The organism is Nocardia terpenica, assembly GCF_013186535.1.
GTDB classification, from domain to species: domain Bacteria; phylum Actinomycetota; class Actinomycetes; order Mycobacteriales; family Mycobacteriaceae; genus Nocardia; species Nocardia terpenica.
Window position 1 is genome coordinate 827,803 of sequence record NZ_JABMCZ010000005.1, and the last position, 13,804, is coordinate 841,606.

12 protein-coding genes and 1 pseudogene are annotated in these 13,804 nt (G+C 68.0%); 8 read left to right on the forward strand and 5 right to left on the reverse strand.

Annotated features, from left to right (window positions below):
- The first annotated feature begins 49 nt into the window (after positions 1–49).
- The 3 genes from HPY32_RS39665 (at position 50) to HPY32_RS39675 (ending at position 4,543) form a co-directional block, all read left to right on the forward strand.
- Positions 50–2,770, forward strand: a complete 2,721-nt coding sequence (locus HPY32_RS39665; protein ID WP_067587666.1) for an ATP-binding protein — start codon at positions 50–52, stop codon at positions 2,768–2,770.
- A 127-nt stretch (positions 2,771–2,897) separates the two neighbouring features.
- A complete protein-coding gene (locus tag HPY32_RS39670; protein WP_082871336.1) occupies positions 2,898–4,106 on the forward strand; it encodes an acyl-CoA dehydrogenase family protein in 1,209 nt (402 codons plus the stop codon).
- Between the two features lie 41 nt (positions 4,107–4,147).
- Positions 4,148–4,543, forward strand: a complete 396-nt coding sequence (locus HPY32_RS39675) for a EutQ-related cupin domain-containing protein (RefSeq protein ID WP_067587664.1) — start codon at positions 4,148–4,150, stop codon at positions 4,541–4,543.
- Between the two features lie 43 nt (positions 4,544–4,586).
- On the opposite strand, the gene HPY32_RS39680 is transcribed toward HPY32_RS39675, so the two are convergent.
- The 3 genes and pseudogenes from HPY32_RS39680 to HPY32_RS39685 all read right to left on the reverse strand — a co-directional run bounded on the left by HPY32_RS39680 (position 4,587) and on the right by HPY32_RS39685 (position 7,050).
- Entirely contained in the window at positions 4,587–5,549 is a 963-nt protein-coding gene (locus HPY32_RS39680) for a helix-turn-helix domain-containing protein (RefSeq protein WP_231951622.1), read from the reverse strand.
- A 39-nt stretch (positions 5,550–5,588) separates the two neighbouring features.
- A pseudogene (locus HPY32_RS46695) lies at positions 5,589–5,915 on the reverse strand (ATP-binding protein); the annotation flags it as partial.
- Positions 5,916–6,000: 85 nt separating this feature from the next.
- Positions 6,001–7,050 (reverse strand): polyprenyl synthetase family protein, encoded by a 1,050-nt coding sequence (locus HPY32_RS39685; RefSeq protein WP_067595746.1) that lies wholly within the window; start codon positions 7,048–7,050, stop codon positions 6,001–6,003.
- A 327-nt stretch (positions 7,051–7,377) separates the two neighbouring features.
- On the opposite strand from HPY32_RS39685, the gene HPY32_RS39690 reads away from it, so the two are divergent.
- The 4 genes from HPY32_RS39690 (at position 7,378) to HPY32_RS39705 (ending at position 10,202) form a co-directional block, all read left to right on the forward strand.
- Complete coding sequence (locus HPY32_RS39690) at positions 7,378–8,598, forward strand: helix-turn-helix domain-containing protein (RefSeq protein WP_067587657.1); 1,221 nt, start codon at positions 7,378–7,380, stop codon at positions 8,596–8,598.
- Positions 8,599–8,795: 197 nt separating this feature from the next.
- Positions 8,796–9,278, forward strand: coding sequence for a helix-turn-helix domain-containing protein (locus HPY32_RS39695; RefSeq protein ID WP_067587654.1), 483 nt, complete (start codon positions 8,796–8,798; stop codon positions 9,276–9,278).
- Between the two features lie 265 nt (positions 9,279–9,543).
- The gene (locus tag HPY32_RS39700) at positions 9,544–9,798 is read left to right on the forward strand and encodes a hypothetical protein (RefSeq protein ID WP_156674427.1); all 255 of its coding nucleotides are present in this window, start codon (positions 9,544–9,546) and stop codon (positions 9,796–9,798) included.
- Between the two features lie 146 nt (positions 9,799–9,944).
- Positions 9,945–10,202: a hypothetical protein gene (locus tag HPY32_RS39705; RefSeq protein WP_082871334.1), complete on the forward strand. Its 258-nt coding sequence runs from the start codon at positions 9,945–9,947 to the stop codon at positions 10,200–10,202.
- Between the two features lie 39 nt (positions 10,203–10,241).
- On the opposite strand, the gene HPY32_RS39710 is transcribed toward HPY32_RS39705, so the two are convergent.
- Both HPY32_RS39710 and HPY32_RS39715 read right to left on the reverse strand, forming a co-directional pair.
- Positions 10,242–11,912 carry a DUF885 domain-containing protein gene (locus HPY32_RS39710; RefSeq protein WP_067587646.1) on the reverse strand — a complete coding sequence of 557 codons (1,671 nt, stop codon included), beginning with the start codon at positions 11,910–11,912 and terminating at the stop codon, positions 10,242–10,244.
- Between the two features lie 104 nt (positions 11,913–12,016).
- On the reverse strand, positions 12,017–12,799 hold the full coding sequence (locus tag HPY32_RS39715; protein ID WP_067587643.1) for a DUF899 family protein: 783 nt from the start codon (positions 12,797–12,799) through the stop codon (positions 12,017–12,019).
- A 209-nt stretch (positions 12,800–13,008) separates the two neighbouring features.
- Here HPY32_RS39715 and HPY32_RS39720 point away from each other — a divergent pair, with 209 nt between their 5' ends.
- Complete coding sequence (locus HPY32_RS39720; RefSeq protein ID WP_197696485.1) at positions 13,009–13,767, forward strand: aminoglycoside 3'-phosphotransferase; 759 nt, start codon at positions 13,009–13,011, stop codon at positions 13,765–13,767.
- The last annotated feature ends 37 nt before the right edge of the window (positions 13,768–13,804 follow it).

Genomic DNA, 13,804 nt, shown 5'->3' on the forward strand with positions numbered 1-13,804 from the left:
GGTCCGCGCAGGTGAACCGCTGACGAAATGCTGGCGATAGGGTTGGTGCATGCGCTTCGAGGTACTCGGCCCGCTGACCGTTCGCGCCGCGGGTGGACAGGAGATCAGCGTGCTGGAGCCGAAGGTGCGCGCGCTGCTGGCGATTCTGCTCGTCCACCGCGGCGGCCTGGTGCCCGCGGACCGGCTCGTCGACCACCTGTGGGCGGGCCGCCCGCCCAGGACGGCGCTCAATACGTTGCAGCGCAAGGTTTCCCAGCTCCGCGGGGCCTTGGGACGCGACCGGGTGACCTATCGGCAGTGCGGTTACCGGCTGCACCTCGACGACGCGGACGTCGACGCGATCCGGTTCCGCGACCTGGTGGACCGGGCCCGCGCCGCGCCCACGCCCCGGCAGCGAGCGGACCTGCTCACCGAGGCACTGGCGCTGTGGCGCGGACCGGCCTACAGCGAGTTCGCCGCGTGGCCGTTCGCGGACGGGGAGATCGCGCGCCTGACCGAGGAGCGGATGGTCGCGATCGAGGACCGGGCCGCGGCCCGCCTGGAGCTGGGACAGCATGCCGCGGTGGCCGCCGAACTCACCGACCTCGTCGCGCGCCACCCGCTGCGGGAACGGCTGCGCGCGGCGCACATTCGGGCGCTCTACGGTGCGGGCCTGACCACCGAGGCGATGAACAGCTTCCACGACCTGCGGCGGCGGCTGGCCGACGAGCTGGGGGTGCGCCCGGGACCGGAATCGACCGCGCTGTACGAGGCGATGCTGCACCACGACCCGGACCTCACCGTGCCACAGCCGATTTCGCCGCCGCTGGCGCGGACCAATCTGCCCACACCGGCGACCTCCCTGGTCGGACGGGAAGAGGCGACGGAGCGGATGGTCGCGGCGCTGCGCGACGATTCGCCCACCCGCATGGTGACGCTGACCGGTCCCGGCGGCGTCGGCAAGACCCGGCTCGCGCTGGCCGCCGCGGATCGGCTCCGCGACCGGTTCCCCGACGGGGTGTGGTTCGTCGAGCTGGCCGGTCTCGGTGGCGCGTGCACCGCCGACGACGTCTCCGAGCGGATCGTGGTGTCGCTGGGCCTGTGCGAAACCGCCGCGGTGGAACCCGATTCGTCGGATCTGACGGGGTGGCTCCGAAAAACGGTGGCCGACAAGCGCATGCTGCTGCTCCTGGACAACTGCGAGCATGTGCTCGAACCCGTCGCGGCCGTCGCCGAGCTGCTGCTGTCCGGCGCGGCCGGTGTCCGCCTGCTGCTGACCAGCCGTGAGCCGGTGGAGATTCCGGGCGAATCGCTGGTGTCGGTGCGGCCCCTGGCCTCGCCGGGAGACGGTGTGGACGATCCCGGCGTGGCGGCCCGGTACGGCGCGGTGCGCCTGTTCGTGGAGCGCGTGGCCGCGGCCGCACCGGATTTCGCGCTGGACGACACGAATGCCGGTGCGGTGGCGGCGATCTGCCGACGCCTCGATGGCATCCCGCTCGCGCTCGAACTGGTGGCGCCGGTGCTGCGCACCCTGACCCCGCACGAGGTCGCCGAGCGGCTCGACGACCGGTTCAATCTGCCGATCGGGCCCAGACGCGGACGCACGCAACGACATCGGACGCTGCGGGCGATGATCGACTGGAGCTGGGAGCTGCTCGACGACGCCGAGCGGGCGGTGCTGCGACGGCTGTCGATCCACGCCGACGGGTCTACGGTGCGCGACGCGACGACGGTCTGCGCCGACGAGCACCTTCTCCCGGATCGGGTGCCGGGGTTGCTGTTTCGGCTGGCCGATCGCTCCCTGGTGGTCCGTGACCGCGATCGGTTCCGGCTGCTGGAATCGGTCGCGGCCTACGGCGCGGAGCGGCTGGACGAGGCGGGCGAATCGGCGGCGGTGCGCGGCCGCTTCGTCCGCTGCTACCTCGACCTCGCCGAACACGCCGACCGGAGCCTGCGCGGCCCCGACCAGGGCCACCGACTGCGGCAGCTCGACGCCGAGACGGTGAATCTGCGCCGGGCCCTGGACATCTCGCTGCGGGAGCGGCATGCCGAGGACGCGCTGCGCATGGTCGGCGCGCTGGCGTGGTACTGGTTCCTGCGCGGCCGCCTGGTGGAGGCCCGGCGCTCCCTGCGCGCGGCGCTGGCGCTCGAGGGCGGGTCCCCCGCGGCCCGCGCCGTGGCACAGGGGTGGCTCGCCGGTGTCGAGGCCCGCACCGCACCCGAGGGCCGATTCGCTACTGCCACACCGGATTCGGTCGACAGCGTCGGCGATCCGCGGCTGCGCGCGCGGTTGCGCTGGTTCCTCGGCTCGGCGATGCTCGACGACGGGCACGAGGTCGCGGGGCGGCGGCTGATCGAGCACAGCCTGGTCGAATCCCGCGCACACGGCGACCGATGGACCGAGGCGATCGCCCTGGTCGAATGCGCCAGCCGCACCCCGGCGGCGCACGCCGACGCGGAACGGGCGGCGGCGACATTCCGGGAGCTCGGCGACCGGTGGGGCCAATTGCGGGCGGCGCGCGCCATGGCCACGCTGGCGGAGTCCGACGGCCGTCGGGGGCAGGCGATTCGGATGCATCACGAGGCCCTGCACGCGGCGCAGGAGCTGTCGCTGTGGACCGAGGCCGTCGAGGCCCTGCTCTGGCTCGGCCGCACCGCCGCGACCGACGGCGATACCGAACAGGCCGAGCGGCACTATCACCGGGCCCTGACCATTTCCGCCGAACGCTCCTACCACCGCGGCGAGACCCGGGCCCGCGCCGCATTACACCGTATTCCGGTGGCACTGTAGGCACTCCGCGCCGACTACTCGTTCGGGTAGTCGGCGCCGATTTCTCTGGATATCCGGCGCAATGCGGCGATAGAGTCGGCACCCGTCACCGGCGGCCAGCTCGTCGACATTCTGCCGAAGGAGAATCATGACAATTGCGGAGCCGCGCGCTTCCCTGCACCCCGCACCGGATATTTCGGATCTCGTGGATACCGCGCGTCGACTCGTTCCCGTGCTCCGAGCCCATGCCGCTCGAAACGAGAGCGAGCGACGGCTGTCCGGCGAAACCATTGCCGCGCTGACCGATTCCGGCATGTTCAAACTTCTGGTTCCGAAACGTTTCGGCGGCTATCAGGTTCCCCTCCGGAATTTCCTGGATATCACCGCCACGCTCGCCGAGGGCGAAGGCGCCGCCTCGTGGCTCGCCGCCGTCTGCAATTCCTGCGCGTGGATGGCCAGCCTGTTCCCGGAGCGGGCGCAGCACGATGTCTTCGGCGCGGGGCGGGATGTCATCGTCTCCGGCGTGACCGCGCCGACCGCCACCGCCGTCCGGGTCTACGGCGGATTCCGGGTGTCCGGTCGCTGGCATTACAATTCCGGTTCCTGGCATGCGGATTGGGCCGTGCTCGGTATTCCGCTCGTCGATTCGGACGGCACGGTGGTCGATAGCGCCCTGGCATTGGTTCCGGCCGCCGACTACACCGTCGAGGACACCTGGTTCATGGCCGGGATGGCGGCGACAGGCAGCAATTGCCTGGTGGCGGAGGACGTTTTCATTCCCGAGCATCGGGTGATGGCGCTGGCGCCGGTGCTCGGGGGCAGCTATCCGACCGAACACACCGATGAGGTGCTGTACCGCTCGGCGTTCGGGCCGTTCGTCGCGACGGTGATCGTGGGTCCGCTGCTCGGGCTCGGCAGGGCCGCACTGGATCTGGTGACGGCCAAGGCCGCCGAGAAGTCGATCGCCTTCACCGTGTACGAGAAGCAGCGGGATTCGACGGCGTTCCAGGTCGCCGTCGCGGACGCGGCGCTGAAGATCGATACCGCACATCTGCACGCGTATCGCGCGGCGGAGGTCGTCGACGAATCGGCGGCCGGGGCGATATTCCCCGAACTGCCGCTGCGCGCCCGGGTGCGCGCGGATCTGGGGCATGTCGTGGAGAACGTCGTGGAGGCGATCAACACGCTGCTCTACATTCACGGTTCCTCGAGTTTCGCCGCGGGCAACGACCTGCAACGCATCTGGCGCGACGCCAATGTCGGTGCACGGCATGCCGTCGTGCAGCCGCTCATCGGTAAGGAAATCTACGGCAAGGCCCTGCTCGGCGTCGACGAGCAGGTTTCACCGCTGCTCTGACGCGATCCGTCCGGGCACGAATCTTCGAAGGATATCCAATCATGGCATTGCAGAAGTACACCGCCGACGACGCGAAGTGGATCCAGTTCGGGGAATCCGACATCTTCATCGGCGACGTGTTGCACGAAGGCAATTCGACGTCGCTGGGTGGCGGCTTCGCCCATTTCCACCCCGGGACGGCGATGACCTGGACACCGAGCTACGACGAGATCATCGTCGTGCTCAGCGGCGCCTTCACCGTCGAGTCCGCGTCGGGTTCGGTGACCGCGGGCCCGGGCGAGATCGTCCGGGTGGACTCCGACGCCGAGGTCACCTTCCGGGCGGGCACGGAGAAGGTGGTCCTCGCCTTCGCGACCTATCCGGTGTGGGGCGGCACCGACGAAACCAAGGCCAGCGCTTCGGTATTGCGGCCGGTCTCCGGTCCGCTGCCTGCCTGACGTCATCGACCGCCGAGCGCCCCGGCGCTCGGCGGTCTCCGCGCTACGCGCCCCGGTGCCGCACCGCGGCCAGCAGCGCCACCCGCGAGTTGACGCCGACCTTCCGGAAGAGTTTCTTCAGGTGGTAGTTCACGGTGTGGGGCGAGATCAGCAGGCTGCGCGCGATCTGGCGGTTGGTCAGGCCCTGCTGGACCAGGCGGATGATCGCCGATTCCTGTTCGTTGAAACCGCGGATGGTCGAGAACTCCGGTGTGGCAACGGTATTCGCGGGGTCGTGTGCGCCGTCGTCTCCGGCGGATTCGGTGATGTCGGTGGCCTGCCGACGCAGGGCCCGGCGCAGCGGGGTGGGGATGGATGTGACGATGATGCGCCAGAGCAGTTCGTTGCGGAACTGGACCCTGTCGCCGCCACCGCATTCCAGCGCGCCGGTGGCGACCGCCTCGTCCAGCAGCGACAGCAGCGCCGAGGGCGAGATGGCCAGCATGGGCGCGAGGGTGCCGACCGAGACCTGCCTGCCCAGGACGGCGGCGACGCGCAGCAGCTGGCGGCACTGGTCGGAGTAGCCGAGCAGCAGGGATTCGACATGATCGACGAGCCTGCGCGGCAACCGATCCGCCACCAGCTCGGCCTCGAACTCGCCCACGATGAGGCTGTTTTCCTCCTGCATGCCGACCAGCAGCTCGGTGACCAGGCCCGGATTGCCCTCGGCGCGGGCGATCACCTCGGCCAGCGCGGGCGAGGGCGGCGCGCCCAGCAGGTCGCCCGCCAGTTCCGTCGTCGCCGCCGGGGCCAGTGAGTCCAGCACGATCGTGTCGCTGTATCCGGTCGAGCTCGCGACGAGCGCATCGAGATCCCGTGCCCCCGAATAGGATCGGCGCGCCAGCAGCCACACGGTCTGCGAGTGGTAGCGGCCGTACCGCTGGGACAGGATCGTATCCCGGGACCGCTCACCGTAATTGTGGGCGTCGTCGATGACGACCAGCGTCGGCAGGTCCGGTTCGGTCATGACCAGACCGGGACTGATATCGAATCCCTGCGGCGCGGCCGCCGCAACACAATCGTCGAGAAGTCGCGTCTTTCCCGATCCGGGAACACCCTCCACCACCACGAGAGAACATCCGCCACGACGGCCGAACTCCAAAGCCCGGTGAATCCGGTCCATCTCCTGCGCTCGCCCACGCAATGGGCTGCGCAAAACCGTCGATTTCAATTGTATCTCCCTGCACAATCTTCGACGAGACTTTCTCACGAGCAGGAGGGAGCGAGATCTTTGGATTCGGACAGCCCCGGCCGAATACGCACAAACAATGCGGGCAACTCTGAAAGAAATGACACGACTCGCCGACACAGTGTGTGGCAATCCCCTTCGCACTCCCTCCGCTCGTACCGAATCGTACCAAGTGGAACTAAACTGTCAAGAGATGGTAAAGAAACCATTCGGTTGGTCTCGTAGTGCCTCATCCCTCCCGATGCTCGATCGCGGCGGCGAGCGATACCAGGTCGTCGGCGGCGAGTTCGTCGGGCAGGCCGACGACGGCCCGGCGCAGCTCCCGCCGCGCCTGCTGCACCGCGACGCGGCGCCCACCGGCGGCCTCGATCAACCCGGTGGCCGCCCGCACCTCGGCGCCGCTCAGCGGGGCGGTGGAGCCGTAGAGCCGCCGCAGTTCTCGGCCCGCCTGGGTCGGCGAGCCGAGCGCGGCGACGACCGGCAGGGAATGCTTGCGGCGGCGCACATCCGCGCCCACCGGTTTGCCGGTGGCCCGCGGATCGCCCCAGAGGCCGAGCAGATCGTCGGTGATCCGAAACGCCAGGCCCACCCGGCGGCCGAACAGGTCGAGCGCGTCGACGGTCGCGGAATCCGCGCCCGCACACCATGCCCCGGCCGCGCACGCGCAGCCCATGAGCGCGCCGGTCTTCCCGCTCACCGTGTGCAGGTACCGATCCACACCGATGGGCGTGCCGCTGCCGAGGGCGCAGTCCTCGTACTGCCCCTGGCACAGTTCGGTGACCGCGGTGGCCAGGCGGGACACCACGCCGAGCACCGTGGCATCCGGGCAGTCGGTCACCGCGCATCGAAATGCCAACCCGTGCAACGCATCCCCGAGCAGGATCGCCTTCGGGACACCCCACACGCACCAGGCCGCCGGGCGGGCGCGGCGAATGCGGTCGCCGCTCATGATGTCGTCGTGCACCAGCGTGAAATTGTGCAGGAACTCGACCGCGGCCGCCGCCGCGAGCGCCGCACCACCGTCGCCGGAGCACGCCGCGGCCGCCGCGAGCGTCAGGGCGGCCCGAAAACCCTTGCCGCCCACCCGTTTCGACGGTTGCCCGGCGCGGTTGAACCAGCCGAGGTGATAGCCCGCCATGCGCCGCAACGAATCCGGCCGGGTGTCGGGCAGCGTCGCCACCCAGCGGCGCATGATCGGATCGCACTCGGCGCGCGCCCGCCGGAGGGCGGGCACCCGATCCGCGGAGATACCGGTCGCTCGGATAGGCGTCGACGACATGGCCATCCCCTTCGATCTCCGAGTCGGCGTGACAGGGCCACAACGTAAGCCGGAAGCCGACCGGTACGACCAAGCGGAATTGGCGCCGATCGCCGACCGGACATGACGGCGACACGCCCGGCGAACTTGGCGCCAAATTCCCGGCGGTCAAGGCGATCGGGGTGATTCGCCGACCGGGTATCCTCAGTGGAGCCAGCCGTTGATTCGGCACCGCGACGCCGACAACGTGGCACGAGTGGACCGCTTGCCGACCGGTATCCGGTTCGGCACGACAGCGTCGGTCGCCTCGAGACAAGGGCGGCGAAGCGGCTGGCCTCGAGGATGGCTATGCAGAGCGTGGCATGGGCGCAGCAGCGCCATCTGACGGTCGGCAACCGGATCGAGATGCGGCGGCGGCAACTCGGGCTGTCCCGGCGCACGGTCGCCAATATCGTCGGCCGCAGCGACGAGTGGCTGCGACTGATCGAATCGGGCCAGCAGCGACTGGAAAACGTCTATCTGATCGTCCGTTTGGCGGAGGTGCTGCACATCGGCGACTTCCGGCAGCTGATCGATATCCCACCGGCTCCGCCCCAGCCGCGGACCGAAGGCGCGGAGATGCTGATCGGGCTGTTCGCCCCGAGCGTCATCGGCTACCCGGCCAGGGTGGACCCGGCCGCCACCGTGTCGATACCGCAACTGCGCGAACAGCTTCAGACCTGCCAGCGCATCTGGGCGTCGTCGCCGACGCGATACTCCGAGCTCGGCCAGCGCCTGCCGCCGGTGCTCGCGATGACCCGCATGCTGCTGTGGCGCGACTACAGCGACGGCGTCGGCGACCTGGCGCTGACCGCCGCCCAGCTCGCCCGCCAGGTGCTGACCCGGCTCGGGGCACACACGCTGGCGCTGACCGTCGCCGACCGGAGCATGGAGATCGCCGGACGCCTGGACCGGCCCGGATCGATCGCGGCCGCCGCGGAACAGTATGCCGACGCACTGCTGCATCTGGAGCAGTTCACCCTGTGCCGCGAACACGCCGAAACCGCGGCGGCCGAGCTGTCCCCGACCATTCCCGACACCGCCGACGAGGCCGTGCTGTGGGGCGCACTCCAGCTGACCGCGGCGAAAAGCGCTGTGTGCCAACATAATGTGCAGCAGGCCAGCCGCCTGATGGCCCGCGCCCACGAGGTCGCCAACCGCCTCGGCGCCGACCGCAGCTGTCTGGGCATCACCTTCGGCCCCTCCGAGGTCGGCATCGCCCGCATGGAAGTCGCCCTGGGCGAGAACGATTTCGACGAGGTCATCCGCACCGCCGCCACCGTGGAATTCGCCGACGACCACTCGATCACCTCCCAGGCCCGCTACCACATCGCCCTGGCCCACGCCTTCGTCCACAAAGGCGAAGACGTAGCCGCCGCCCTGGCCCTGGAAAAAGCCGCCACCGCCTGCCCCGAAGACCTCCGCTACGACCACAACGCCCACCACACCCTGCAAAAACTCCTCCGACACAGCAATGGGAAACCCCGGCGCGATGTCGCCAGGCTGGCCGCACTGGCAGAGGTGGTCTGAGCCTCGATACGGGTTGGGTATCCGCCTCGTCGGACCGACTCATCCGTATTCACTGATGTCGATCAATGCGGATCGGCGTTGGTTGACTCCACTCGAAGCGGTAGTTACTCTCATACCGTAGTGCCTCGACTCTTATCTACATCATTAAGCAGATATTTTTTGATGAGAGTAGGGAAGCCGACTGTTCGGAGGTTAGGATGCGTAAGGGTGCCGGTGGGAGTCGGCGTGGGGGCGGTCTTTTCGCTGAGAAGCTGAATTACCTGTTCAGCACGGTGAGCCCGAGCGAGGGGCGGGAGTACAGCAACGAGCAGGTAGCCTCGGCGATCACCGCGGACGGGGTTCCGATCTCGCAGAGTTATATCTGGCAGCTACGCAAGGGCATCAAGGACAACCCGACCTTGAAACATGTTCAGGCACTGGCGGATTTCTTCGGAGTGCCGCCCGCCTACTTCTTCGACGAAAAGGTCACCGACCAGGTAGACCGCCGATTGGCGGAGTTGAAAGCCGAGCAGCGCCGCTTGGCCGAAATCGCCGAGAGCAGCGATGCACAAATGATGGCCCTCCGCGCCGGGGAACTATCCCGCAAACGCCGCCAACAAGTCATGGACCTACTGGACGTGGTCTACCGACTCGAACAAGCGGAGCGCGGCGATACGTCCTTCGGGCCGACATCGAGGTGAGATGACCCAAATGCCACCATGGTGACGCGGGGGGTACAGGCGGCTAGCGCAACCTTGTGCGAGAGTGAGCAATCCGGTTCGACCCGTCTGATCATGTGGCACCTACCGCGGCCGAAGTGGCAGCGCGGTTACCCCGCTGAATTGCATGACGGTACAGGGGAAGAAGGTTTCGACAATGCCTACGAACGTCGGTCCTATCAAAAGACGGTCAACCGGACACCGATCGAACCCTCACGACCTGCGCGAGATCGCGGCCACACACGGCATGGATGCCATAGCAGCGCGAATCCACGAGCTGCACGCCGCGGGTAACCATTTGGCGGCAGACACCATCGAATACGAACTGCGAGGGTCGGGCGCGGACGGTGAGCTGATCGACTCCGATCACATCGTCCGCCTCACCCGCCAACTGACAGCCGCATTACGTGACGACGCAATGGACGAAACCACCGCACTACGACTCGTAGGAGCCCTGGTCGCCCGCGCCGCCGAAGGGTGCGGATCCGGGGACACGCGGTGACTCCATGCCTGCGCGGCTGGGTGTATGTGATGCTCGCGGTTTATGCGATCGGATTCGCGGTGGGGACCTGGTCTCATGTCACCGTTCTCGCGGTATCTGGTCTGGGTGCGTATCCTGAAGCACCGCAACCATTTCGAATATTCTTCGTGTCTCTCGCGGTCATCGACCCGGCGGTCATTGTGTTGATTGCATTGCGGCGGCCGATGACACCGATCGTTGCGGCCCTGGTGATGATGGTGGATCTGCTCGGCAACTGGGTCGCCGACTGGCCGCACTATCGCGACGATCTGGACTGGCTGGTCGGCAACGAGGGCGGGCTGATCCAGCTCACGGCCTTCGGCGCGTTCGTGCTCGTGACCGCGGTGCCGCTGCGCCGCGCCCTGCTGCACCATCGTGCCCTGTGATCAATTGCCCACCGTCCAGGTCATGGTCACACCCGTCCGTCAACCAAGTTCGGCGCGCAGCGTATCCAATCCCATACCACCAAGTTTCAGGGCGCGGGTGTGAAAGTCCTTCAGGTTGAAGGAATTTCCGGCGCGTGTGCGGGCGTCGTCGCGGGCGGAGAGCCAAAGGCGTTCGCCGAGTTTGTAAGCGGGGGCCTGGCCGGGCCAGCCGAGGTAGCGGTCGATCTCGTCGTGCACGTGGACGGGGTCGGTGATTGTGCGGGTCAGCAGGAATTCGAGGCCGAGGGCGGGTGTCCATCGTTCGTGTTCGTGGAAGGCTGTGTTCGAGGGGATTTCGAGTTCGAGGTGCATGCCGATGTCTACGATGACGCGGGCGGTGCGGAACAGTTGTTCGGCGAGCATGCCGAGGAGGTTGCCGTCGTCGTCGAGGTAGCCGAGTTCTCGCATGAGGCGTTCGGCGTAGAGGGCCCAGCCTTCGCCGTGACCGGAGGTGAAGGACATCATTCGCTGGTATTTGTTCAGTGCGGCGGCCTCGTGGACGGCGGTGGCGATCTGGAGGTGGTGGCCCGGGACGCCCTCGTGGTACACGGTGGTGAGTTCGCGCCAGGTGGCGAAGTCCTGCCTGTCGGCGGGCACCGACCACCACATGCGGCCGGGACGGGCGAAGTCCTCGCTGGGTCCGGTGTAGTACGCGCCGACGCCGCCGCCGGGTGGCGCGATCCGGCATTCCAGGGTCATGAGTTGGTCGGGGATGTCGAAGTGCTTGCCGCGCAGGGATTCCAGCGCCGCGTCGGACAGTCGCTGCATCCACGCCTCGAACGCGGCCTGCCCGCGCACCTGGTATCGCGGGTCGGCGTCGAGCGCGGCCGCGGTCTCGGCCAGTGTCGCGCCCGGCTTGATTCGACCCGCGACGGTCAGCATCTCGGATTCGATGCGCCGGAACTCGTCCCAGCCCCATGCATAGGCTTCCCGGAGATCCAACTCGGCCCCGATGTGATAGCGCGACCAGAGTCGATAGACATCCTCCCCGACGGCGTCGCGCACCGGAGCGCGTGGCGCGAGATCGACGCGCAGGAATCGGGCGAAGTCCCCGTACGCCTGCTCGGCGGTCCGCGCGGCTCGCCGCAATTCGCCCATCGGCGCACCGTCGACACTCTCCGCTGCGGCCACGAAAGTCGTGAAGAATCCGTCCTTTCCGTCCCGCCCGGCCCAGGTTTCGGCCTGGTCCGCGGTCTTCTCGAGCTGCCGGACCGCCGAGATCCGCCCGTGCCCGGCGGCGAACAGCAGCGAGGCCCGCACGCTGTCGAGCGCCTCCGGCACCTTCGCGAGCCGCGTGGCAACCACCGCCCAGTCGTCGGCGGATTCGGTGTCCATCAGATCGAATACCATCCGAATGTCCTGCACCGGACTGGAAGTCACATTGAGCGAGGCGGGCGGCAATCCCGCCTCGTGAATCTCGACCTCCAGCCCGACCCGCTCACAGAACACCGCCTTCGCCACCCGCTCCGCCTCATCCGCGGGCTCCGTGTCCTGGACCGCCCGCAGCGCCCGCCTGGCGATCTCCGCGCGCACCCCATGCCCCACAGGCGAATAATCGGTCAGCCGCCCCTGCTGCCCACCGATGCCGAACATGCTGGCCATCACCGGATCGGCCACCGCATACTCATCGACATACCGCTCACAAATCCGATGCACGCCTTCGAGACCCATGCGCGCACGCTACCGCCCATTCCCCTCTCCGAGCATCAACTTAACCAATTCCCCAGATCCTCTGGCCGCCAAAACCTTCCACCGCCGGTGTCGGCGAAGGCGCGTCAGTGGTGGTGGCCGTGTCGGCCGAGGGTGTGCACCGGGGTCGCGCCGGGGCGGGTCCACTGCGGCACGGGGCGGCCGGTCGGACCACCGGTCGGGTTCCCGTCCGCGTCCGAGCGCCAGGACCAGCACGCGCCGCGGCCCTCGGGCCAGCCGTCCGGGTTGTCCTCCCAGGTCTCGCCGCGACCGTAGGGCGTCATGTCGAGCAGGCCGAGGGAGGCATTGACGCGCTCGTTTCCGCGACCCGTCGTGGAATAGGTGAGGAACGCGCGGTCGCCGATGCGCAGGTAGCAGGTGAGATAACCCATGTTGCCGCCGACCGGTTCGGGCACGTCGCGCACCGAGTACCACGGCTGGGTGTAGCCCATGAACTCGAGGTACGGGGCGACCTCGTGCCAGCGACCGGTGGTCAGGATGGCGAACGAGACGCCGCGGGCATTGAGGTAGGCGGCATCTCGCAGGTGCCAGGCCGTGGTGGTGCAGCCCTCGCACTGGCCCTGATGCGGTGCGCCGTCGAACCACATGTGCTTGTAGACCATGAGTTCGTCACGGCCCTGAAACAGATCCAGGAATGGGACCGGACCGTCGGCTCCGACGACCTCGACCTTTCCATCGAACTCCACCATCGGCAGTCGGCGCCGGGCCGCGGCGAGGGCATCGCCCGCGTGGGTGTGGGCCTTCTCGCGAATCAGCAGCTCGGCACGGGCGGCTTGCCAGGTGGCGAGGTCGACGATGGGTGGGCGGCCGGGCAATGTGGAGTGCGGGTCGTTCGGCGTGGTTGTCATGATGTCCTCCGTGATGTCCGGTGCCGGGCAGCGTCGTACGACGTGCTTTGGCGGTCACAAGAAAAGACGTGCGAATCAGCCGAGACTCATCGCAGCGGGTACGCCCACAACTGTTGCACGGACCAGATCAACCTGGGCGGCGGCAGGCGGGAATCCGGTGGATGGCGGGGCATCCACCGCGGGTGTGAGCGCCTGACACACTGAGGTGCGTGCGCGACTGGGATTTGATTACCACGGGACACAGCGATGCGATGGTGCGTCGCAGCCCCGACGGCCGAAGTTATGCGAAGACCGCCTCCCGGCCCGCGGCGCTGGCCGAGCTCGAAGACGAGTGTGACCGGCTGATGTGGCTGAGCACGATGTCGGTTGGTGCGCCGCGGGTGCTCGATTGGGGTGAGTGCGATGGCTCGGCGACGATGGTTACGTCGGCATTGCATGGGATACCGGCGAGTGCGGTCTCGTCGGCCGAAGCGCGCACAGCGGTTCAGGGGATCGTGGCGTTTCTCGGGTCGCTGCACGCGATTGCGGTGCGCGAGTGTCCGTTCGACCGGCGGCTCGAGGTGACGACCGCGTTGGCGGCGGCGAATGTGACGGCAGGTCTGGTCGACGAGGACGACTTCGATGAGGAGCGGCGTGGCGATACCGCGGATCAGCTCCTGATCCGGCTGCTGGCCGACCGGGGTCGGGCCGAGGCTCTGGAGCACAGCGATCTGGCGGTCTGCCACGGCGACTTCTGCCTGCCCAATGTGCTGCTCGATCCCGACACCCTCACGGTGACAGGGATTCTCGATGTCGGCCGCCTGGGTATCGCCGATCGCCACCTCGATGTAGCGCTTCTGACCCGCTCGATGTCCGCCATCGATCTCAATCCGGGCTACGGGCCTGAGTTGTCGGCGTGGGTCCGCGAACAGACGAACGCCGACCCCTGGCGCATCGAGTACTACCGCCTGCTCGACGAGTTCTTCTGACGATCCGAGATTGCCAGCGAGACAATACGTTTCGGCA